The organism is Stenotrophomonas sp. YJH_SMC_20 (assembly GCF_059367845.1).
The window spans coordinates 127,974-150,159 of record NZ_JCAFRG010000007.1 but is presented as its reverse complement, the minus strand read 5'-3'; the positions used below and the strand labels follow the sequence as shown (position 1 = coordinate 150,159).

The window sequence follows — 22,186 nt, the reverse complement described above, 5'->3', positions numbered from 1 at the left end:
GCATGAATCCTGCTCCGAACCTGATCCTGATCGGCCCGATGGGCGCCGGCAAAACCTGCATCGGCCGCCGCCTGGCCGAGCGCTTCACGCTGGACTTCATCGATGTCGACCAGGCCATCGTCGACGCCGCCGGCGCCAGCATCCCGACCATTTTCGAGCACGCCGGCGAAGCCGGCTTCCGCAGCCATGAGCGGCAGGCCTTGGCCCGCGTGCTCGAAGGCCGAGGCCAACTGGTCTCCACCGGCGGCGGAGCGGTGCTGGATCCGGACAACCGCGCATTGATTGCCCGGCGCGGCTTCGTGGTCTACCTGCGGGTCGGCGTGGCCGCGCAGCTGGAACGCCTGGCCCGCGACAAGGGCCGGCCGCTGCTGCAGCGCCCGGACCGCGAGCAGGTGCTGCATGATCTGGCCGCACAGCGCGACCCGCTGTACCGAGAACTGGCCGACCTCACGCTCGATACCGACCCGTATACCGCTGCCGACGCGACTGCCCAACTGGTAGTCAAGCTGGCCACGCAATGGCAGCGCCAGGACATGACCACATGACTTCCCCCGCCTTGCTGCAGGTCGCCGTTGGCGGCGATCGCCCCTACTCCATCACCATCGGCGCCGGTGCCCTGGCCGATGGCGCTGCACTGGTTTCACACGTGCGCGGCCGCCATGTGCTGCTGCTCAGCGACAGCGAAGTGGCTCCGCGCTATCTGGCGTCGGCCAAGCAGACGCTGTTGGCCGCACGCCCCGACCTGATCGTCGGCGAGCACGTGCTGGCCGCCGGCGAAGCCTCCAAGACGCTGGCCGAATTCGGCCGTGCCATCGAAGCGCTGGCTGCGCTCGGCGCCACCCGCGATGCCTGCGTGTTCGCGCTGGGCGGCGGCGTGGTCGGTGATCTCGCCGGCTTCGCCGCGGCCTGCTGGATGCGGGGCGTGGACTGCGTGCAGCTGCCCACCACCCTGCTGGCGATGGTCGATTCGTCAGTCGGTGGCAAGACCGCGGTCGACATTCCCGCCGGCAAGAACCTGGTCGGCGCCTTCCATCCACCGCGCGCGGTCATCGCCGATACCCGCGTGCTGGCCAGCCTGCCAGCGCGCGAGCTGCGTGCCGGCCTGGCCGAAGTGGTGAAGTACGGCGCGCTGGGCGATGCCGTGTTCTTCGAATGGCTGCAGCAGCATGCCGATGCGCTGCTGGCCGGCGAGGATGCCACGCTGGCCGAAGCCATCGCGCGCAGCTGCCGGCACAAGGCCGCCATCGTCGAGCGCGATCCATTCGAGAAGGGCGAGCGTGCCCTGCTCAACCTCGGCCACACCTTCGGCCATGCCATCGAAACCGAGCAGGGCTACTCCGCGCCCGGCCGCGATGCGCTGAACCATGGCGAGGCGGTGGCGGTGGGCATGGTGCTGGCGGCGAAGCTGTCCACCGACCTGGGCCTGGCCGACGATGCCGACCGCGCGCGCCTGCAGGCACTGCTGGAACGCCTGGGCCTGCCGGTGGCAATCCCGGCCGGGCTCGACCCGCAGGCCCTGCTCGGCCGCATGCGCCTGGACAAGAAGAACGTGGCCGGCCGCCTGCGCCTGGTGCTGTGGCGCGGCATGGGGCGTGCCGAAGTGGTGCCGGACGTGGATGAGGCGGCGGTGCTGAAGGTGCTGTCGGGCCGGTAGAGCCGAGATGCGCGAGGGGATTGCCGGCCAGCGGCCGGCACTACCGGGATGCGCGGGAGGATTGCCAGCCAGCAGCCGGCACGACCGGGCTGCGCGGCAGGATTGCCGGCCAGCGGCCGGCACGGTCGCGTTGCGGCCGGGGTCACTCTGGCCCCGCTACAATCGTCGGCATGCACGTCTACCTGCAACATCCCGACGCCGGCGCGCAGGCACCGCGCTTCCTGCGCCTGAGCCTGCAGCCGGACCTGTTCGGCGGCTGGGAACTGTTGCGCGAGAGCGGTCGCGTCGGTGGCCGCTCGCAGCTGCGGCGCGAGCTGTTCCTGCAGGCCGACGAAGCCCGCCATGCCTTCGAGAAGGCCCGCGATGCCGAACTGCATCGCGGTTTCCAGATCCTCTCGCACGGCGACTGACGCCGCTGCCAACTTTCGTCCAAGGAATGCCCATCGTGACCAGCCCTCTCCGCAACGATCGCCTGCTGCGCGCCCTGCGCCGCGAACCGGTGGACTGCACCCCTGTCTGGCTGATGCGCCAGGCCGGCCGCTACCTGCCGGAGTACCGCGCGACCCGGGCCAAGGCCGGCAGCTTCCTGGCCATGGCCAAGACCCCGGAGATTGCCTGCGAAGTCACCCTGCAGCCGCTGCGCCGCTTCCCGCTGGATGCGGCCATCCTGTTCTCGGACATCCTCACCATTCCCGATGCGATGGGCCTGGAGCTGTACTTCGTCGAAGGCGAAGGCCCGAAGTTCCGGCACCCGGTGCGTGACGAAGCCGCCATCGCCCGGCTGGCGGTGCCGGACATGGAACAGGACCTGGGCTACGTGATGGATGCGGTACGGCTGATCCGCCGCGAACTGGACGGCCAGGTGCCGCTGATCGGCTTCTCCGGCAGCCCGTGGACACTGGCCTGCTACATGGTGGAAGGCGGTGGCAGCAAGGACTTTGCGCGCATCAAGGCCATGGCACTGAACCACCCGCAGGCCCTGCACCGCCTGCTGGAGGTCACCACCGACGCCGTGATCGCCTACCTTGGCGCGCAGCGCGCGGCCGGTGCGCAGGCGCTGCAGGTGTTCGACACCTGGGGTGGCGTGCTGTCGCCGTCGATGTACCGCGAGTTCTCGCTGCGCTACCTGCAGCGCATCGCCGAAGGCCTGGACCGTGGCCAAGGCAGCGAACGCACGCCGCTGATCCTGTTCGGCAAGGGCACCGGCCTGCACCTGGAAGCACTGTCGCAGACTGGCGCCGACGCGCTGGGCCTGGACTGGACCCTGGACCTGGATGAGGCCATGCGCCGCACCGGCGGCCGCGTCGCCCTGCAGGGCAACCTCGACCCGACCACGCTGTACGCCTCGCCGGATGCGATCGCCGCCGCTGCCGCGCGCGTGCTCGACACCTATGCCGCTGGCAATGGTGGTTCGCGCGAGGGCCATGTGTTCAACCTCGGCCATGGCATGTCGCCGGACATGGACCCGGCGCATGTACAGGTGCTGGTCGACGCAGTGCACGCGCACAGCCAACGCTGAGCATTCCGCATGCAGGTACGGCGCGACCTTGATCGCGCCGTGACCCGCAGTGCGCGATCATGGCGGCCCCCACGCTGCACCGGCCGCACCCCATGTCCACATCGCCATCGACCTACAACCGCCAGCGTCCCCTGCTGTGGCTGGTGTCCCTGGCGATCTTCATGCAGATGCTGGACTCGACCATCGTCAACACGGCGTTGCCGGCGATGGCGGCCAGCCTGGGCGAGAGCCCGCTGCAGATGCAGTCGGTGGTGTTCAGCTATGCGCTGGCGGTGGCCACCTTCATTCCCGCCTCGGGCTGGATTGCCGACCGCTATGGCACCCGGCGCACCTTCCTGGTGGCGATCATCCTGTTCACCCTCGGCTCGCTGGCCTGCGCGTTGGCCCAGCACCTGCACCAGCTGGTCGGTGCGCGCGTGCTGCAGGGCATCGGCGGTGCGATGCTGCTGCCGGTCGGCCGGCTGGCGGTGATGCGCTCGGTGCCACGCGAGGATTTCCTGCGCGCGATGAGCTTCATCGCCATCCCCGCGCTGGTTGGCCCGCTGATCGGCCCCACGCTGGGCGGCTGGCTGGTCGAGATCGCCTCATGGCACTGGGTGTTCCTGATCAACCTGCCGATCGGCGTGATCGGTTTCATCGCCGCGATGAAGATCATGCCCGACCACTACGCCAGCCATCGCACCCGCTTCGACCTGCGCGGCTACGTCATGCTGGCCTTCGCGATGGTGGTGCTGTCGCTGGCGCTGGACGGCATCTCCGGCCTGGGTACGCCACATGCGCTGGTGATGCTGATGACCGTGGCCGGCCTGGCTGCGCTGGTGGGTTACTGGCTGCACGCCGCCAACTCCACCGCGCCGCTGTTTTCGCTGGCCCTGTTCCGTGTGCCCAGCTACCGCATCGGCATCCTCGGCAATCTGTTCTCGCGCATCGGCAGCAGCGCCATGCCGATGCTGATCCCGTTGCTGTTGCAGGTCGGCCTGGGCCTGGGCCCGATGAACGCCGGCCTGATGATGGTGCCGGTGGCGGCGGCCGGCATGGTGTCGAAGAAGCTGGCGGTAAAGCTGGTCGAGCGCTACGGCTACCGCCGCGTACTGATGGTCAACACCGTGCTGGTGGGCCTGGCGATGGCCAGCTTCATCCTGATGACACCGGGCCAGCACCTGGCCTGGCGCCTGCTGCAGCTGGCGTTCTTCGGTGCGGTCAATTCGCTGCAGTTCACCGTGATGAACACCGTAACCCTGCGCGACCTGGACCGCGAGTTCGCCAGTTCCGGCAACAGCCTGCTGTCGATGGTGATGATGCTCGCCGCCGGTTTCGGCGCTGCGGCGGCCGGCAGCCTGCTGGCCGCGTTCGGTAACCACCTGGACAGCAACAGCGCGACCGCCGCGCTGCATGCCACGTTCCTTTGTGTGGGCGCGATCACCCTGACCTCGACGATGATCTTCTGGCAGCTGCCGGATACCAAGCCGGAGCCACGGCAGGTCGAGCACGTCGCGGAGTGAGGGTGGTTCGGCAGGGCCTGCGGCCCTGCACCTGCAGAGGCTTCAAGCCAAGGCAGCAGCAACGGCAAAAGCAGGCATTTCGTGGGATGGCGGGGCGGTGTGGGCTTGCAGGACACGCCGTAAACCCGTCCATGGGGGCTCGATGGCGCCATCCATGGCGCCAACGGTCCTGCAAGCCCACACCGCCCCACCTCTGACAGATTTTCGCGATTGGGTAGATCCACGCCATGCGTGGATGAGCGTCCATTGAAATCGAACATTTCGATATCTGTGAGATTTGAGCCGAGCATGGCTCGGCTCTACACAGGGCGCCGGCAGCTCGCGAGAATCTGTCGAAGGCGGGGTGGGTCCGGTTGCGGGGGCGTGAGCCGCATGGGCCCGAGGCATGCCTCGGGCGGGTTGGGCAGGACGCCCAACCCCGGTCTTGCCGTGTGCGCAGGATTGCGCACACGAGCAAGCGGCGACCGAGCTTACATGGGTGAGGGCGCTTTGCTTGCGAAGCACTGCTTCGCAAGCGCCCGAACGCACAGCCGCCAGCGGCTGGGCCGGGCCCCGGAGGGGGACTTGCAGCGCCCCCCGTAACCGGACCCACCCCGCCATCCCACAGGAAGCCAGCTTTTGCTTCGGCTGTTGCTGTTGCTCCGGCTTGCAGCAGGTGCAGGGCCGCAGGCCCTGCCGCCGCACCCTACCGCCCCATGACCCTGGCGATCGCTTCCAGCAGCAGTTCACCGGTCACCGGCTTGCGCAGGAAACCGCCGATGCCGGCCGCTTCCACCTGCTGCTGCAGGTCCGGATCGGTCCGCGCGGTCACGGCAAGCAGCGGCAGCATGTAGCCCTGGTTGCGCAGGTGCTGGGCCAGTTCGAAACCGCTCAGGCCCGGCAGGTCCAGGTCCAGCAGGCCGACGTCGAAATCGCCGGCACTGATCTCGCGCAGCGCCGCCAGCGCATGGCCTGCATGCACCACCTCATGCCCACGCGCACTCAGCAGCCCGCGTATCACATCGGCCACGGTCGCGTCGTCTTCCACCAGCAGTACCCGCAATGGCGGCATGTTGGCCGCTTCCTGGCGGTGCGTATCACCCTCTGCCTCGGCATGGGCATCGACCACCATCGGCAACGGCAACGTCACGCCGAAGCAGGTGCCACGACCGAGCTGGCTCTCCACCTGGATCCGCCCTTGCATGGCATGCGCCAGTTCGCGGCAGATTGCCAGGCCCAGGCCACTGCCACCGTACTGTGCAGCGGTGCGTGCGCCATCGGCCTGCTCGAAGCGGCGGAAAAGGCGCTGCTGCTGTTCCTGGCTGATGCCCGGGCCGGTGTCGCGCACTTCGAAATGCAGCGATCGCAGTTCGGCGTCGCTGCGGGCGTGCAGGGTGATGGTGCCGCGGCTGGTGAACTTGACCGCATTCGAGAGCAGGTTCAACAGGATCTGCCGTACCCGCATTGCATCGCCGTTGGCCTGCAGGCCGGCGGGCAGCTGGTTGTCGAGCGTGAAACGCAGGCCCTTCTGCGCCGCCAACGGCCCCATCAGCGCGGCCAGGTCCTGCAGCAGGCTGCCCAGTGCGAACGGCTTGTGCTGCAGCTCCAGGCGGCCCGATTCGATCCGCGCCAAGTCCAGCGCATCGTTGACCAGATGCAGCAGGTGCTCGCCGGCATGGCGGATCGATTGTGTATAGCCACGCTGCTGCGGATCCAGCGGCGAGGCCAGCAGCAGCTCGCTCATACCCAGCACACCGGTCATCGGTGTACGTATCTCGTGGCCAAGATTGGCCAGGAAGCGGGTCTTGGCCGCCGACGCCTGTTCGGCCAGTTCCTGCTTGTGCAGCGCAAGCTGGTAGGCGTGGCGACGTTGCAGGCGCCGACGGTAAAGCCAGGCGAACCAGCTGGTCAGCAGCAGCGCGAACGAGGCAAGCATCAACAGGCCGGACAAGCTGCGCCACCACGGTGGCTGCACGCGGAATTCCAGGCTCTGCACACGTGACCAGACATGGTCAGCCGACCGCGCCTGCACTTCCAGCCGATAGCTGCCCGGTGCCAGCCGCGAGAACAAGCGCTCACCGGCCGGCCCCACTTCCACCCAGTCCGGGTCATAGCCGGCCAAGCGGTAACGATAGGTGTTGGACGCCGAATCGGCGAACGACAACAGGCGCGCGACGATGCGCAGATCGCGGTCGCCGTCGGCGATCTGCAACGGCGCGTCGTGGGTGAGGTCCAGCACCTGCTCGTTGCGGCGCACCTCCACCCGCTCGATCACCAGCGGCGCACGCCGCATCGACGGACGTACCTGCTTCGGGTCGAACACCACCACACCGGCCGGTGTACCTGCCACCAGATGACCGTCTGCCGACATCACCAGCGTGTGTTCGCGGAATTCCTGGCTCGGCAGGCCATCGTGCACGCCATACAGGCGCACACTCTGGCCGTCGGCCCCGATGCGCACCAGGCCACGCGCACTGGTTGCCCACGCAACCCCCTGCGCATCGACCACCAGCCCCGAGGCGGAGATCGCCGGGTAGCCCTGCTCTGCACCGATCACGGCCTGCCGCTCCAGCCGGCCCTGGCTCCAGCGGTAGCGCGACAGGCGGCCATCTTCGGACAGCCAGACCTGGCCATCGGTGCCCACGTGCAGTGCATGGATCGCGGTCGCCGGCGCACCCGGCACCGGCTGGAAACGCTCGCTTTCCGGCAGCCACTGCAGCAGGCCACGGCTGCTTGCCAGCCAGATATGGTCCTGTGGCCCGCATTCCACGTCCAGATTGAGCTGGCCCTGCTGCAATCCACGCTGGCCATTATCCAGTTGGCGCCGCAGGCGCCCATCCAGATCGCGTTGCTGAAGCCCCGACGGCAGCATCAGCCAGAGACTGTCACCATCACAGGTCATCATGGATTCGATGACTCCTTCCATGGTCGCGTCGGCGCCGGCATCCCGGCCCCAGCGGCGCAGATCACGCCGCTTCGGGTCATAGCGCAGCAGTGCGTCGTTGGAACCGATCCAGACCTGGCCGCGGCGATCCTCGCGCACCGAGGTCAGCCAGTGCATGCCGTTGACCCAGGTACGGTGCTGTTCGATGCTGCCGGTCTTCGGATCGAAGCGGTCCAGCGCGCCGTGGCTGCCGACCGTCCAGATGCCGCCATTGCTGGAGGGGCTGGTGCCCAGCACGAAGGCATTGCGCAGCGAGCGCGGGTCGTCCTCCAGCCGCGACAGCACCGAGAACTGCCACCAGCGCGGCAACAGGTGCCACAGGCCGGCATTCGTGCTGGCCAACCAGATGCCGCCCTCGCGATCCTCGTAGGCACCTGTCCAGTTCGGGCGCACCGGGCCACGTGCCACCGCGCTGTACAGGGGCACGGCCTGGTACTGGCCATCGACCGCCCGGCCGAGGCCGGTGCGGGTGTCCAGCCAGTGCCCGCCCTGCTCGTCGCGCAGCATCATGCCCAGCACCTGCTCGCCTTCGGGCAGCTTCCAGGACGGTGCCTCGAAACGACCATCGGGACGGCGCACCATGGCACCGGCCATCGTGCTGATCCAAAGGCTGCCATCGGATTCGGCCGTCAAGCCATTGATCAGCAGGCTGGGAATGATGCCGGCCCCGACCCGCTCAAAGTCCGTGCCGGTCCAGCGCGCGACGCCATGCTTGGTGCCGATCCACAGGCTGCCGTCAGCCAGGGTGGCCAGGTACGGCACCGATGCCGCCGGCAGGCTGCGCGGGTTGTTCGCTTCAGGCAGGAAGCGCTGCAACCGGTCCTGGTTGTCCAGGCGGTACAGACCACCTTCGTGGGTGCCGAACCAGACCGAACCATCCGGCGTGGTGGCCAGGCTCCAGACCGTGTTGGTGCCCATCAACGGCTGGCTGCTGCGGTCGTAAAAGTGCAGCTGGCGGCGATCGGCCGACATCCGTACAAGGCCGGCGTTCTCGGTGCCGATCCAGAGCTGGTTGCGGGCATCGACCAGCACCGTCCAGATGCGGTTGTCGCGCAGGCCGTCTTCCGAGCGCCAGATCCGGTAGTTGCGCCCGTCGTAGCGGGCCAGGCCGTCATTGGTAGCGATCCAGAGGTAACCGTAACGATCCTCGGCCATGCGGTTCACGGTGTTGGACGGGAAGCCGTCGAACACCGTCACCTGGCGCGGGGTCGGTGGCACCGGCTGCGCCGCAGCGGGTGACAGGCCGCACAGGAGGACCAGCAGCAGCATCGCCGCCCGCAGATACACCACCGATTGCCTCCTCACGCTGCTTCTGATGATTCCCGCACTACGGGCGTCGGCATGGTAAACCGAAAGTCGCGACGTTCACGCCCGGCGCTGGCGCATTCAAAGGGCGGTTTGTCGTTTTGCGCGCGCCTGGGCAATGGCAGTCACCAGCATGTCACCGGTCACCGGCTTGCGCAGGAAGCCATCGAACCCAGCCGCCAGGACCTGGGCCTCGGCGTAGGCGTCGGACCGTGCAGTGACCGCCACCAAGGGAAGTTCATAGCCCATGGTGCGCAGCTGCCGGGCGATGGCGGTGCCGTCCAGCGCCGGCAGATCCAGATCAAGCAGGCCCACGTCAAAGCCATCGGTGGCGATCTCCGATAGCGCGCCCAAACCATGCAGCACGTGCACCACGTCGTGGCCACGGCCACGCAGCAGGCCGGCGATGACCTCGGCCACGGTCGCGTCATCCTCCACCAGCAGGATGCGTAGTGGCGGCAGCATCGGCAGTACCGGCAATTCGCCCGGCGCATTGGCGGCCTGCCGGTTCCAGGGCAGCGGCAGCCATACCCGGAAGCGGGCGCCCTTGCCCGGCTGGCTGTCCACTTCAATCCGCCCGTTCATGGCCACGGCCAGCTCCTGGCAGATCGCCAGGCCCAACCCGCTGCCTCCATAGCGCGACGCGGTGCGCGGGCCATCGGCCTGTTCGAAGCGATGGAACAGGCGGTCCTGCTGCTCGGCGTTGATGCCCGGGCCGGTGTCATGCACTTCGAAGCAGAGTCCACCACCGTTGTCTTCCAGCCGCACGGCCAGGCCGACGTGCCCGCGCTCGGTGAACTTGATTGCATTGCCCAGCAGATTGAGCAGGATCTGCCGCACGCGCATCTCGTCGCCACTGACGCTGATCGGCCCAGGTGGATCGTCCCCACGGCGGAACTCCAGATTGCGCTGCGTTGCCATCGGCTGCATCAACGCCTGCACCTGGTCGAGCAGGCTGGCCAGATCGAACGGGCGCAGGTCCAGCTCCAGCCGGCCGGCCTCGATGCGGGCCAGATCCAGCGCGTCATTGACCAGCCGCAGCAGGTGGCTGCCCGCCTGCTGGATCGAGCCTGCATAGCTGCGCTGCACTGGATCCAGCGGGGTGGCCAGCAGCAGTTCGCTCATGCCGAGCACGCCGGTCATCGGCGTGCGCACCTCATGGCCCAGCGTGGCCAGGAACCTGCTCTTGGCCTGTGATGCCTGCTCCGCCAGCTGCTGCTTGTGCACGGTCAACTGCCATTGCTGGCGGCGGCGCAGCCGCGCACGGATCGACCACACCACGATGAGCAGCAGCAACGAGCCGATCAGCAGGTAGCCGAAGATCGCCATGCCGCTGCGCCACCAGGGTGGCAAAACCTTTACCTGCAGCCGCTGCGAAGGTGTCCAGGCGCCACTGGCCGTCGCCGCCTGGACTTCAATGACGTAGCTGCCGGTCGGCAGCCGCGACAGCGTGCGTTGGCCGTCACCGCCCTGCTCCACCCAGTTCTGGTCGTAGCCCTGCACCCGGAAGCGGTAGCGGTTGCCCTGCGGGTTGGCATAGGAAAGCAGCCGCGCATCAATCTGCAGGTCACGGTCATCCGGCCCCAGCAACAACGTGCCGCTGGTCGGCAGCGGTTGCCAGCCACGGGCATCATCGCGCCGCACGCGGACCTCGGCGATCACCAGTGACGAAGGCGGCAGCGTGGTATCGGCGGCATTCACATCGAACTCGACCAGGCCGGTCTGGGCCACCGCCAGCACGCGACCGTCGGCATTCACCGCCGGCGGCCGGCTGGTGAACTCGGCGTCGGGCAGGCCATCGCGTTCGTTGAACTGCTGCAGGCGGCGCGCTTTCGGATCCCATCGCAGCAGGCCACGTGGCGTGGTCGCCCACAGGCGGCCGTCTTCGGCCAACGCCAGCCCCCCCATGCTCACCGGCGGCACGCCCGCACTGCCATCAATGCGCTGGATCAGGCGCAGGCTCATGCCATCCCACTGATAGCGCTCGAGCGCACCTTGCCGGGCCAGCCACAGCTGCTGCGGATCGACCCACACCAGGTCATAGATCAGCCCGCGCGAAACGCCCGGCACCGCTTCGAAGCGCCCGGCCTGTTCACGCCAGATCCCCATGTCGCCCATCACCCAGGCCTTGCCCTGGGCATCGAAGCGGATCTGCTCAATCGGTGAATCGGCCGTCTTGCGGAAATCCTCCAGCGGGTAGCTGCGCAGTATGCGGCCGTCGGCACTGCGTTGCTGCAGGCCGAGGTTCATCACCGACAGCCAGACCGTGCCATCGGGGGCCTGCCGCATCAGATCGACGCGCTGGCGCAGGTCCGCGCCCCCGTCGATACGCCAATCGTGCAACGCGCCGGTGGCCGGGTCGTACACGCTGATGCGGCCGGCACGCCCCAGCCACAGGCGCCCGTCCGGCCGCGGCAGCACCGACCACACCGCCCCGCTGCCAATCTCGCGATCGCTGGCCAGCAACCGCAGGGTCCCCTGCGCATCCAGCTGGTACACGCCATGTGCCGAGCCAACGTAGTAGTTCTGGCCATCGCTGGCTGCACTCAACAGGTACTGGCTGTCCAGCGGCTTGCCGTCAAGCTGGTTCCAGATCGAAAACCGGCGCCAGTCCGGGGGCAGGTAGGCCAGGCCCTGGGTCAGCAGCGCCACCCACAATCCGCCCTCGTGGTCCTGCAGCAGATCGAGCACACCACTCTGGGCAGTGAGGAAACCACTGCCGCGGTCGCCATCGAGCCGCCACAGCATGCTGGCATCTCCACGCAACAGGCCATCGGAGGTGCCTGCCCAGTAACCGCCCTGGCGATCAGCCAGCACCAGCGCCGAACGCAGGCGCGCACTGTCGGCCCAGCGTGGACGACTGACCCGGTCCTGCGGGTCGATACGGTAGAGGCCGTCATTCTGGCTGCCGGCCCAGATCGAGCCGTCGGGGTCGCGGCTCAGGCGCAACACGCTCAGCGCCCCCAGTTCGCGCGGTGCGACAGCCTCGAACCCAGTCCCGTTCCAGCGCGCAATGCCCGCCTCGGTGCCGATCCAAAGGCGTCCCTGCGCATCGACCAGGCTGCTGTAGATGGTATTGCTGGGCAATCCCTCGGGACGGGCCGGATCATGCTCGAAGAAGCGCAGGCTGCCATCTTCACCGAAACGGCAGACGCCATGGCCGCTGGTGCCGATCCACAGTGCATCCTCGGCGTAGGCCAGCGTCCAGAACTGGCTCATGCAGGGGCCGTTGACGGTATCAAAGGTCTTGAAGCGGTCGCGGTCGGCATCCAGCCGGGCCACGCCCTTGCCATTGATGCCGACCCAGACGCGGTCCAGGGGATCGACCAGCAGGGTCTCGATTTCGTTGCCGGGCAGCGAGCCCGGCTGCTCCGGATCATGTTCCCACACCCGCAGGTTGCCACCGTCATAGCGCACCAGGCCACCATCGGTGGCGGCCCAGACATGGCCCTGGCGATCCTCGGCCAGCGCCAGCACCATGCGCGAGGGCATGCCTTCGGCGGCACCGAAACGGCGCAGCCGCGGTGTCTCGGCCATGTCCGGGGCCGCAGCCGCCGCGGCAAATGCCATCAGCAGCAGCCCCACTCCCGCGATGCCCCGGCGCCACAGGCGCCAACCGCTCGTCATCCTGAACCCCCTGTCCTGCCCCGATTGTCACACAGCGCCGGGTTCATGGCTGCAACAGGCTGTTTCCACCGGTGGACCCACCACGAACTGTTGCAGCCATGCACGCAACGTTGGCGGGGGGCTGTGCGTATGATCGCAACGTCCCCTTCCGGAGCCCGCCATCGATGCGTCCCTGCCTGGCACTGCTGCCGATGCTGCTCGCCACCGCTCCCGCCTGGGCCGATGCGGATACCTATCGCCTCGATCCGGTGCATACCCGTGTGCTGTTCACCATCGACCACGCCGGTTACTCGCAGGCGATGGGCACGGTCTCCGGCAGTGAAGGACGCCTGCAGTTCGATCCCGACAACTGGCGCGAAGCCACACTGGACGTCGAGGTGCCCGTGTCGCGATTGGACCTTGGTGATGCCAAATGGAACCAGGCCACGCTGGCGCGCAGCCTGCTGGATGGTGAGCGCTTCCCGAAGGCACACTTCGTCTCCAGTCGGGTCGAACCGATCGATGCAAGGCGCGCCCACGTGATCGGCACCCTGACCCTGCGCGGGGTCAGCCAGGAAATCACGCTGGACGTGACCCTCAACGCCATCAAGCGCTACCCCCTGCCCCCATTCCGACGCACCGCCGGTTTCTCGGCCAGCACCACGCTGAGCCGGCGCGCGTTCGGCATCACCGCCTGGCCAGGCGTCATCGGTGATGCAGTGCAGTTGAGGATCGAGGCTGAAGCCACCCTCGACCGCAGCGACGCCCCGGGAACTCCCGCTCCCGTTCCGCACTCCGACCCCAAGATGGCCCGCTAGAGGACCTTTCATGACCGCCAAGAACACCCCCGCCGCCTGGGGGAGTGTCAGCCAGATCCTGCATTGGTTGATCGCACTGCTGATCCTCGCCCTGGGCGTGGTCGGCCTGACCATGGGCGAGCTGCCCAAGACCCCCAAGTATTTCTGGGTCTATACCGCGCACAAGTCGATCGGCATCACGGTGCTGGCGCTGGTGCTGTTCCGCCTGGGCTGGCGCCTGTATGCCGGTGCGCCGAAGCCGGTGCCGGGCGTGCCCAGCTGGCAGGAACGCATCGCCAGCGCCACCCACGTGCTGCTGTACGTGCTGATGTTCGCCATCCCCCTGTCGGGCTGGCTGTACGACTCGGCCAGCGGCCTGCGCCCGTTCCGCTGGTTCGGCCTGGTGGATGTGCCCAAGCTGAGCGGACCCGACCCGCAGGTTGTCGCGGTGTCACATGCCATCCACGAATACGGCTTCTGGCTCTTGATCGCGGTGGTACTGGCCCATGCCGGTGCCGCCTTCTACCACCACCTGTTCCAGCGCGATGCGACCCTGTCCCGCATGTTGCCGCGCGGCTGGCTTGCCTCCCCTCAGAAGGACTGACCGATGAACCTGAAACTGACCACTCCGGCCGCCGTGGCCGCCGCCCTGGCCGGCATGCTGGCTACCGCCCCGGCGCTCGCTGCCGACTATGCGCAGGCCCCCGGCGCCGGCTCGATCCTGGTGTTCGCGACCAAGTACGACGGCGAGGTGTTCACCGGCAGCTTCCCGGGCTTCGCCACCAAGCTCAGCTTCGACCCGGCCAATCCGGCCGCCGGCTCGCTGGACGTGGTGATCCCGCTGGCCGGTGCCAAGAGTGGCAACAGCGACCGCGACTCGACCCTGCAGGGTGCCGACTTCTTCAACGTCGGCAAGTTCGCCACTGCGCGCTACACCGCCAAAGGCTTCCGCGCGGTCGGCAACGACCAGTTCGCCGCCGATGGCACCCTCGAGCTGCGTGGCGTCAGCAAGCCGGTCACCCTCACCTTCACCTGGAAGCCGGGCGCCCAGCCGGTGCTGACCGGCAAGGCCACGGTCAAGCGCCTGGACTTCGGCGTCGGCGGTGGTGACTGGGCCGATACCAAGACCATCCCGGATGAGACCGCGATCAGCACGATCGTGAAGTTCGACGCGAAATAACACGCCTCCGGTAGTGCCGGCCGCTGGCCGGCATCACCGGGAACAGAGGGGTTGCCGGCCAGCGGCCGGCACTACCGATCGACGGCCAGCCAGGCCTGCACCGTGGCCGCGTCGAACGGCCAGTCCAGCTCGCGGTCATCGCGCTCGTCGCGGAGCACCGGCACCCGCGAGCCGTAGCGCGATTCCAGCGCCGGCTGGTCATCCAGGAACACCGATTCGAACTCCGGCGCCCGCGCCTTGGCCAGTTCGGCCAGGGCCATGTCGCACAGGTGGCAATCGTCACGCTGGAACAGAGTCAACACCGGTTTTGCTCCCTCTGCCGAAATGCTGCGCCGCAGCCATGGAAGTGCGGCGTGAGCCGCTAGAATAGCGGTCTCTTCCGGTACCCGCAGTACGGCATCCATGGCTGTCAGCACGTTCGACGTTTTCAAGATCGGCATTGGCCCGAGTTCCTCGCACACCGTCGGGCCGATGAAGGCCGCCGAGCGATTCATCCATCGCTGGCTGCTCGATCCGGGCCGCCTGCCCGAGGTCGCGCGCATCCGCGCCGATGTCTATGGCTCGCTGGCGCTGACCGGCCGCGGCCACGGCACCGACAAGGCGATCCTGCTCGGCCTGGAAGGCCAGCGCCCGAACCTGATCGACCCGGACATCATTCCGGCTACGCTCGAGCGCATCCGCAGCAGCAAGCGCATCCAGCTGATGGGCCAGCACGAGATCGCTTTCGACGAGAAGCGCGACCTGGGCATGAACAAGCGCCAGAAGCTGCCGTACCACACCAACGGCATGCGCTTCACCGCCTACAACGCCGAGGACGAAGTAATCGCTACCCGCGATTACTACTCCGTCGGCGGCGGCTTCGTGGTCAACCAGGACGACGCGGCCGACGACCGGATCGTGCCCGATGAGACCCCGTTGCCCTACCCGTTCAAGAGCGGCGACGAGCTGCTGGCGCAGACCGCACGCAGCGGCCTGAGCATTGCCCAGCTGATGTTCGAGAACGAGAAGTGCTGGCGCAGCGAAGACGAGATTCGTGCCCAGCTGCGCGAGATCTGGAGCGCAATGCAGTCTTGCGTGGCGCGCGGTATCCGCGAGGAAGGCGTGCTGCCGGGTGGCCTGAAGGTGGGCCGTCGTGCGCCGGCGCTGTACCGCGAGCTGTCGTCGAAGCCGGAAGCGGCAATGCGCGATCCGCTGACCACGCTGGACTGGGTCAATCTGTACGCACTGGCGGTGAACGAAGAAAATGCCGCCGGTGGCCGTGTGGTAACCGCGCCGACCAACGGTGCCGCCGGCGTGCTGCCGGCGGTGCTGCATTACTTCGACCGTTTCTGCCCCGGCGCCAATGAGCAGCGCGTATTCGACTTCCTGCTGACCTCGGCAGCGATCGGCATCCTGTACAAGGAAAACGCCTCGATCTCGGGCGCCGAAGTGGGTTGCCAGGGCGAAGTGGGCGTGGCCTGCTCGATGGCCGCCGGTGGCCTGGTCGCGGCACTGGGTGGCAATCCCAGCCAGATCGAGAATGCCGCGGAAATCGGCATGGAGCACAACCTCGGCCTGACCTGCGACCCGATTGGCGGCCTGGTGCAGATCCCCTGTATCGAACGCAACGCGATGGGTGCGGTGAAGGCGATCAATGCCTCGCGCATGGCGATGCGCGGCGACGGCAAGCACAAGGTGTCGCTGGACAAGGTGATCAAGACCATGCGCGATACCGGCCGCGACATGCAGGACAAGTACAAGGAAACCAGCCGCGGTGGCCTGGCGGTGAACGTCATCGAGTGTTGAGGTCGACCGGGCCCGGCGCGATGGCGCCGGCCCGCAGGTAGAGCCGACTGTCAGTCGACTATCGCGCGCAGCGCGGGATGTTCGCGGTCTGATCGAAGAGCAGTCGACTGACAGTCGACTCTACCCCGTTGTCCCTGGCCGGTCGGACGACACCATCACTGCGTTGCGGTTAGGCTCGGGGCTCCCCTGCCCAGGACTGCCCCATGCGCGTGATCGCTACCGCCCTGCTTGCCTGCCTTCCGCTGTCCGCCCTCGCCGCGCCCAGCTATGGGCCGCGCCTGGAGGGCTTCGACTACGGCTATCCAGTGAAGACCTTCGCGCTGGAATCGCAGCGGCAGCCGCTGGAGATGGCCTACCTGGACATCGCGCCGAAGAAGGCGCCCATCGGCGTGGTGGTGCTGCTGCATGGCAAGAATTTCTGCGCGGCCACCTGGAAGGAATCGATCAAGCCCCTGGTTGCCGCCGGCTACCGGGTGATCGCCCCGGACCAGGTGGGTTTCTGCAAATCCAGCAAGCCCGAGCGCTACCAGTACAGCTTCGCGCAGCTGGCCGCCAACACCCATGCGTTGCTGCAGCAACTGCAGCTGGGTGATGTGCCGGTGCACCTGGTCGGTCATTCGATGGGTGGCATGCTGGCAGTGCGCTACGCGCTGATGTTCCCACAGGACCTGCGCAGCCTGGCACTGGTCAACCCGATCGGGCTGGAGGACTGGAAGGCGCTGGGCGTGCCGTGGCGCAGCGTGGACGCGTGGTACGCCGGCGAAATGAACATCAGCTATGACAGCATCCGCCGCTACCAGCTGGACGTGTACTACGACGGCAAATGGAAGCCGGCCTACGAGCCGTGGGCGCGGATGCAGTCAGGCATGTATGAAGGGCCGGGCAAGCAGGCCGTTGCATGGAGCCAGGCCCTGGCCTCGGACATGGTGTTCAACCAGCCGGTGGTGTACGAGCTGAAGAACCTGCAGGTACCCACCACGTTGTTCATCGGCCAGAAGGACCGTACCGCGATCGGCCGTGACCTGGCGCCGCCGACGGTGAAGGCGACGCTGGGCAACTATCCGGCACTCGGCAGAGCGGCAGCCGCGGCGATTCCGGGCGCGACGCTGATCGAGTTCGCCGAACTGGGCCATTCGCCACAGGTGCAGGACCCGAAGCAGTTCAACAGCGCGCTGTTGAAGGCGTTGAAGTCGCGCTGACCGGCAAGCGTGTCCCTGTAGAGCCGAGCCCACGCTCGGCTCATGCGGCAAGATGGGGATTCTGCCAGGAGCAGCGGGGCGTGGGCTCGGCTACAGGAGCGGTGCGATCAGCCGACGATCCGCAACACATCATCCAGCAGCGCGGCCGCAGTCACTTCCGCACCCGCGCCCGGCCCCTGGATCAACAGCGGCTGCAGGCGATAGCGATCACTATGGATGGCGACGCGGTTGTCGGTGCCCGCGCCCTGCGCCAAGGGATGGTCGGCCGGAAGCTCACGCAGGCCCACTTGTGCACCCTCGGCATCAACGCGGCCAACGAAACGCAGCACACGACCATTGTCGCGCGCCTGCTGCCAGCGCGCCTGCAACGGCGCATCCAGCTGATCGAGCGCCGCCACCGCATCCTCCAGCGGCAGCGCTGCCAGCGCTTCAGGCACCAGTGAATCCACCTCTACCTGCGACGCATCCAGCGCCAGCCCGCTGCTGCGGGCCAGGATCAGCAGCTTGCGCCGCACGTCCTCGCCGGACAGGTCAAGTCGCGGATCCGGCTCGGTGTAGCCGGCCGCCAGCGCCTCGCGCACCGCCGCCGAGAACGGCGACTTGCCGTCATAGCGATGGAACAGCCACGCCAGCGAACCGGACAGCACGCCCTCGATGGCATGGATGTGATCACCACCGGCCAGCAGCGCACGCAGGCTGCTCAACAGCGGCAGGCCGGCGCCGACGGTAGCGCTGTCGCCGTAGCGCGCACCCGTGTCTGCGCAACGCTCGGCAATGGCCTGCGCGCGTGCCAGCTGCGCACCACGCCCCAGCTTGTTGGCGGTGACCACGTGCACGCCGCGCGCCAGCCACTGTACGTGGCGCGCGGCTACGTCTTCGCTGGCGGTGGCGTCGACCACCACGTCGCCACGCTCCAGTCCTTCGGCACTCGCCCACGGTGGCGAACTCTGGCCATCGCGCGGTGCACGCCGTGCCAGTTCCAGCGGCACCGCCAGGTCACGATCGATCTCCAACGCAGTGCGTGAATTGGCCAGCCACTGCACGCTGGGCAGTTCCAGCCCACGTGCCTGCAACGCCTGGTAGCGTTGTACGAAGGCCGAGCCGACCGTGCCGGTGCCAAGCAGCGCCAGTCGTCCCACGCCCAGAGCAGGAATCTCTGCGGCGAGCGCGCTCATGCATCCACCGCCTGTTTGCGGCGCGCAGCCGCATCAATCACCGCTTCGGCACGCTGCAGAGCGGCGCCGAGATCGGCCAACAGGTCACGCTCGGCCTCGATGCCGACCGACAGGCGCAGCAGGCCTTCGCTGATGCCGGCAGCGGCTCGCGCTTCGGCGCTCATCGCGGCGTGGGTCATGGTGGCCGGATGCGCGATCAGGCTTTCGACGCCGCCCAGTGATTCGGCCAGCGTGAAACAGCGCAGGCCATCGACGAATGCACGCACTGCGGCATGCGGATCGTCGCCTTCGCAGTCGGCCAGTTCGAACGAGAGCATCGCACCGAAACCACTCTGCTGGCGCGTGGCGATGCTGTGGCCTGGGTGATCGGCCAGCCCCGGGTAATAGACGCGGCCGACCGCCGGATGCTGGTCCAGCAGGGCAACGATCGACGCGGTGTTTTCCTGGTGCACGCGCAGGCGCGCATCCAGCGTGCGCAGGCCGCGCAGGGTCAGGAAGGCATCGAACGGTGAACCCGTCAGGCCCAGCGCGTTGCCCCACCACACCAGCTGCTCGTGCAGTGCCGGATCACGCGCGACCACTGCCCCGCCCACCACATCGCTGTGGCCGTTGATGTACTTGGTGGTGGAGTGCAGCACCAGGTCCGCACCGAACGACAGCGGTTGCTGCAGCGCTGGCGACAGGAACGTGTTGTCGACCACCACGAGTGCGCCGGCCTTGTGCGCGGCATCGATGACGAAGCGCAGGTCGGTGATGCGCAGCAGCGGGTTGGACGGCGTTTCGACCAGCACCAGCTTCGGCTGGGTGGCCAACGCCTGCGCCAGTGCACGCGGATCGGTCAGGTCGGCGGTGACCAGTTCAAAGTGGCCCTTCCTGGCCAGCGCATTGAACAGGCGCCAGCTGCCGCCGTACGCATCGTGCGGCACCACCAGGGTATCGCCCGGCTGCAGCAGTGCGTTCAGCACCAGGTTGATCGCGCCCATGCCGGTCGCCGTGATGACGCCACCGGCGCCGCCCTCCAGTTCCGCCAGCGCCTCGCCCAACAGGTCGCGGGTCGGGTTGCCACTGCGCGTGTAGTCGTACTGGCGCTTGTTGCCGAAACCTTCAAAGCTGAAGTTCGACGACAGCACGATCGGCGGCGTGACCGCGCCATGCGCAGTGTCCCGATCGATGCCGGCACGGACAGCGGCAGTGGTGCGGCTACAGGACGGCTCGTTGGCGTGCAGGCTCATGCGGACTCTCCAGAAGTACGGAAGGCGGTGGCGAGGATCGCGTCAATGCGATCGGTTTCTTTGAGGAAGGCGTCGTGGCCATAGGGCGAGCGCAGAACGCGCAGGCTGCCGCGCGGGCCCAGCCCTTCGACCAGGCCGACCAGGTCGGCCAGCGGCACCAGGCGGTCGCCCTCCACGGCCACCACCACGGTCGGCGGCAGGATCGCGGCCGGGTCGACGCGGTGCAGATCGATCGATTCGGACAGGCGCAGGTAAGCGGTCACCGGCGTGCGCGCGACGTACTGCGCGCCGGCCGCGTCGAGATAGTCTTCGGCAGCCACGCGCACGCGGCCATTGATCACTTCCGGTGCGGCATCGAAGCGCTCGCCGAATTCTTCCGGGGTACGGTAGCTGAGCATGGCAAACTGCCGCGCCAGGGCCAGGCCGTGGTCTTCGCCGCACTGCAGCTGGCCCAGCGCGACCGCGCGACGCTGCAATGCGCGCCAGGCGGCGGCATAAGGGTGCGGACGATGCGCACCGCTGGCCAGCACCAACTGGCGCACGCGGGCACGATGCCGGATCGCGAACTGCTGGCCGACCAGCGCGCCATACGAATAGCCGACGAAGGCTTTCAGCGCGCGAATGCCGAGATGATCCAGCACCAGCGCCAATGCGTCGGCCTGATCGGCGGTATCGATCGGCACGTCCAGCGCACCGTCGGCACCGACGAAATCGACGGCCAGCACGCGCAGCAGCTGCGGATCCAGCGCGCGCCCGCTGCCGACCAGGCCTTCGGCCCAGCCCTTCTCGCTGAACTGTGCATTGGACGCCACGTGGCGATGGGCGGAAATGCCACCGGCCAGTACCACCACCGGCGCATTGGCCGGGCCGACCCATTCATAGCGCAGGCGCACCGGACTGGGACCTGCGTGACGCATCGACAACACTGCGGCGAACTCGCCGCGCTCGGCATGCACGCGGTCTGCGACCGGCACGCTGACGGGGACAAAGGGTTCGGGGCGAATGGCGGTGCTGGCGGCGAAGCTCATGGCGGGATCCGGTTGGGGAATCGGCCATCGAGCCTTCGCGGGGCCCGCGTTCGAGATGCACGTGCGGTGCATGGTTCGAACCATCTTTCGGTGGACGCCACGGTCCCCGCAGGATTTGGCACCTACGCAGACGCTTGCGCGCCTGCGGGCTGCCCCGGCTTCAAAGGGCCTGTCCCTCTGCCGGTCTCGATGGTGGAGTCACGATGCCAGCCCTTTCCGGCACTGTCAATCCTTTCATGCGGATAAAGCGATAGATATTTCCAGGGTCACTCTGCGAGAGCCGTCCCGGTCGCCTCGTTCAGGATCGGGTACAGTCCCGGCGGTCCTCTCGCTGGAAACCCCGATGCCGCGCCTGCCCCTGTCCTGCCTGCTGTTGCCTCTGCTCGCGAGCGCGACCGTACACGCCGGCGACTGGCGCCAGGGCTGGGGACTGGCTCCCCCTTCCGCCCGTACCACCCGCGCAGGCAGTGCCGAGGGCGCCGCCCCCATGGCCCAGTTGCGCCTGCAGCCGGTCGGTACGCAATGGCAGGCGCGGATCGACAACGGGCTGGCAGGGCCGCTGCAGATCCAGCTGCGCGCCGCCCCCGGACACCCGGTCGAAGGCCTCCCGGTCGAGTCGCTGATCCAGGGCGACAGCAGCCTGGTGGTCGGCCACCTGCCCGCCCCGATCGATGGCCGCATGCTGGATCTGCGACTGCAGTCGGTGCCGGGCAACCCGGCCGCACAGGCCGAAGATGTCGCCTATCGCCTGCCGTTCGATGCGGCCCGCCTGCGTGTGGACCAGGCTCCGCAGGGGCGATTCAGCCATGACGACGAGGAGAACCGCGACGCGGTCGACTTCGCACTGCCGGAGGGCACCCTGGTGCTGGCCGCGCGCGAGGGCACGGTGATGCAGATCCAGGATGGCTTCCGTGGCAATGGCCAGGACCGCGTGCGCGATGGTGCCCGTGCCAATTTCATCCGCGTGCTGCACAGCGACGGCAGCATGGCCCTATACGGCCACCTCCAGGACGGCGGCATGCGCGTGCGCCGCGGCCAGGCGGTGGGAGCCGGGCAACCGATCGGCCTGTCCGGCAACAGCGGCTACAGCACTGCGCCGCACCTGCACTTCGTGGTGCAGGTCAACCGCGGCATGGGCCTGCGCTCGGTGCCGGTGCGCATCTTCGCCGGGCAGGGACAGCTGCAGTTCGCCCGCCAGGGCGAAGCAGACGGCGGTACCGGGCGCTGACCGGCCCCGGCCGGTATAATCGGGCGCTTATCTCTTTGAATAGCGCCCCGGGC

General features: G+C 67.9%; 17 protein-coding genes and 1 riboswitch. Of the genes, 11 read left to right on the top strand and 6 right to left on the bottom strand.

The annotated features are described in order from the left end of the window. The first annotated feature begins 2 nt into the window (after nucleotides 1-2). The 5 genes from AC5P6A_RS13710 (at nucleotide 3) to mdtD (ending at nucleotide 4,675) form a co-directional block, all read left to right on the top strand. On the top strand, nucleotides 3-545 hold the full coding sequence (locus AC5P6A_RS13710) for a shikimate kinase (protein WP_019660051.1): 543 nt from the start codon (nucleotides 3-5) through the stop codon (nucleotides 543-545). Next, the gene (gene aroB, locus AC5P6A_RS13705; protein WP_019660052.1) at nucleotides 542-1,654 is read left to right on the top strand and encodes a 3-dehydroquinate synthase; all 1,113 of its coding nucleotides are present in this window, start codon (nucleotides 542-544) and stop codon (nucleotides 1,652-1,654) included. The genes AC5P6A_RS13710 and aroB overlap by 4 nt, the downstream gene beginning before the upstream one ends. A 170-nt stretch (nucleotides 1,655-1,824) precedes the next feature. Continuing rightward, nucleotides 1,825-2,064 (top strand): WGR domain-containing protein, encoded by a 240-nt coding sequence (locus AC5P6A_RS13700; protein WP_019660053.1) that lies wholly within the window; start codon nucleotides 1,825-1,827, stop codon nucleotides 2,062-2,064. A gap of 26 nt (nucleotides 2,065-2,090) precedes the next feature. Further along, entirely contained in the window at nucleotides 2,091-3,173 is a 1,083-nt protein-coding gene (gene hemE, locus AC5P6A_RS13695) for a uroporphyrinogen decarboxylase (protein ID WP_019660054.1), read from the top strand. 92 nt (nucleotides 3,174-3,265) lie between these two features. Then, entirely contained in the window at nucleotides 3,266-4,675 is a 1,410-nt protein-coding gene (mdtD, locus tag AC5P6A_RS13690) for a multidrug transporter subunit MdtD (RefSeq protein ID WP_026347030.1), read from the top strand. A gap of 685 nt (nucleotides 4,676-5,360) precedes the next feature. Here the strand turns inward: mdtD and AC5P6A_RS13685 are convergent. Further along, the gene (locus AC5P6A_RS13685) at nucleotides 5,361-8,888 is read right to left on the bottom strand and encodes a hybrid sensor histidine kinase/response regulator (protein WP_495222328.1); all 3,528 of its coding nucleotides are present in this window, start codon (nucleotides 8,886-8,888) and stop codon (nucleotides 5,361-5,363) included. A 96-nt stretch (nucleotides 8,889-8,984) separates the two neighbouring features. Beyond that, entirely contained in the window at nucleotides 8,985-12,530 is a 3,546-nt protein-coding gene (locus AC5P6A_RS13680; protein ID WP_346715149.1) for a hybrid sensor histidine kinase/response regulator, read from the bottom strand. Between the two features lie 164 nt (nucleotides 12,531-12,694). On the opposite strand from AC5P6A_RS13680, the gene AC5P6A_RS13675 reads away from it, so the two are divergent. The 3 genes from AC5P6A_RS13675 to AC5P6A_RS13665 are packed head-to-tail and all read left to right on the top strand — an operon-like array spanning nucleotide 12,695 to nucleotide 14,486. Continuing rightward, nucleotides 12,695-13,327, top strand: a complete 633-nt coding sequence (locus AC5P6A_RS13675; protein WP_021202033.1) for a YceI family protein — start codon at nucleotides 12,695-12,697, stop codon at nucleotides 13,325-13,327. A gap of 10 nt (nucleotides 13,328-13,337) precedes the next feature. Beyond that, nucleotides 13,338-13,910: a cytochrome b gene (locus AC5P6A_RS13670; RefSeq protein ID WP_005410672.1), complete on the top strand. Its 573-nt coding sequence runs from the start codon at nucleotides 13,338-13,340 to the stop codon at nucleotides 13,908-13,910. A gap of 3 nt (nucleotides 13,911-13,913) precedes the next feature. Continuing rightward, entirely contained in the window at nucleotides 13,914-14,486 is a 573-nt protein-coding gene (locus tag AC5P6A_RS13665; protein ID WP_134734745.1) for a YceI family protein, read from the top strand. Nucleotides 14,487-14,557: 71 nt separating this feature from the next. Here the strand turns inward: AC5P6A_RS13665 and AC5P6A_RS13660 are convergent, their stop codons facing one another. Further along, nucleotides 14,558-14,788 (bottom strand): glutaredoxin family protein, encoded by a 231-nt coding sequence (locus tag AC5P6A_RS13660; RefSeq protein ID WP_026347031.1) that lies wholly within the window; start codon nucleotides 14,786-14,788, stop codon nucleotides 14,558-14,560. 100 nt (nucleotides 14,789-14,888) lie between these two features. Here AC5P6A_RS13660 and AC5P6A_RS13655 point away from each other — a divergent pair, with 100 nt between their 5' ends. Together AC5P6A_RS13655 and AC5P6A_RS13650 are read left to right on the top strand one after the other, a co-directional pair. Continuing rightward, a complete protein-coding gene (locus AC5P6A_RS13655) occupies nucleotides 14,889-16,271 on the top strand; it encodes an L-serine ammonia-lyase (protein WP_021202030.1) in 1,383 nt (460 codons plus the stop codon). A gap of 203 nt (nucleotides 16,272-16,474) precedes the next feature. Next, nucleotides 16,475-17,470: an alpha/beta fold hydrolase gene (locus tag AC5P6A_RS13650; protein WP_019660062.1), complete on the top strand. Its 996-nt coding sequence runs from the start codon at nucleotides 16,475-16,477 to the stop codon at nucleotides 17,468-17,470. Nucleotides 17,471-17,577: 107 nt separating this feature from the next. Here the strand turns inward: AC5P6A_RS13650 and AC5P6A_RS13645 are convergent, their stop codons facing one another. From AC5P6A_RS13645 to metX, 3 genes are read right to left on the bottom strand one after another with little or no spacing between them, the layout of a single operon-like run. Further along, entirely contained in the window at nucleotides 17,578-18,645 is a 1,068-nt protein-coding gene (locus AC5P6A_RS13645; protein WP_019660063.1) for a homoserine dehydrogenase family protein, read from the bottom strand. Continuing rightward, nucleotides 18,642-19,877, bottom strand: coding sequence for an O-succinylhomoserine (thiol)-lyase (locus AC5P6A_RS13640; RefSeq protein ID WP_111098789.1), 1,236 nt, complete (start codon nucleotides 19,875-19,877; stop codon nucleotides 18,642-18,644). The genes AC5P6A_RS13645 and AC5P6A_RS13640 overlap by 4 nt, the downstream gene beginning before the upstream one ends. Beyond that, nucleotides 19,874-20,905, bottom strand: a complete 1,032-nt coding sequence (metX, locus tag AC5P6A_RS13635) for a homoserine O-succinyltransferase MetX (RefSeq protein WP_019660065.1) — start codon at nucleotides 20,903-20,905, stop codon at nucleotides 19,874-19,876. The genes AC5P6A_RS13640 and metX overlap by 4 nt, the downstream gene beginning before the upstream one ends. Before the next feature lie 77 nt (nucleotides 20,906-20,982). Then, nucleotides 20,983-21,101: riboswitch (SAM riboswitch) on the bottom strand. A gap of 147 nt (nucleotides 21,102-21,248) precedes the next feature. Here metX and AC5P6A_RS13630 point away from each other — a divergent pair. Further along, on the top strand, nucleotides 21,249-22,133 hold the full coding sequence (locus tag AC5P6A_RS13630) for a M23 family metallopeptidase (RefSeq protein WP_346474952.1): 885 nt from the start codon (nucleotides 21,249-21,251) through the stop codon (nucleotides 22,131-22,133). Nucleotides 22,134-22,186: the final 53 nt, after the last annotated feature.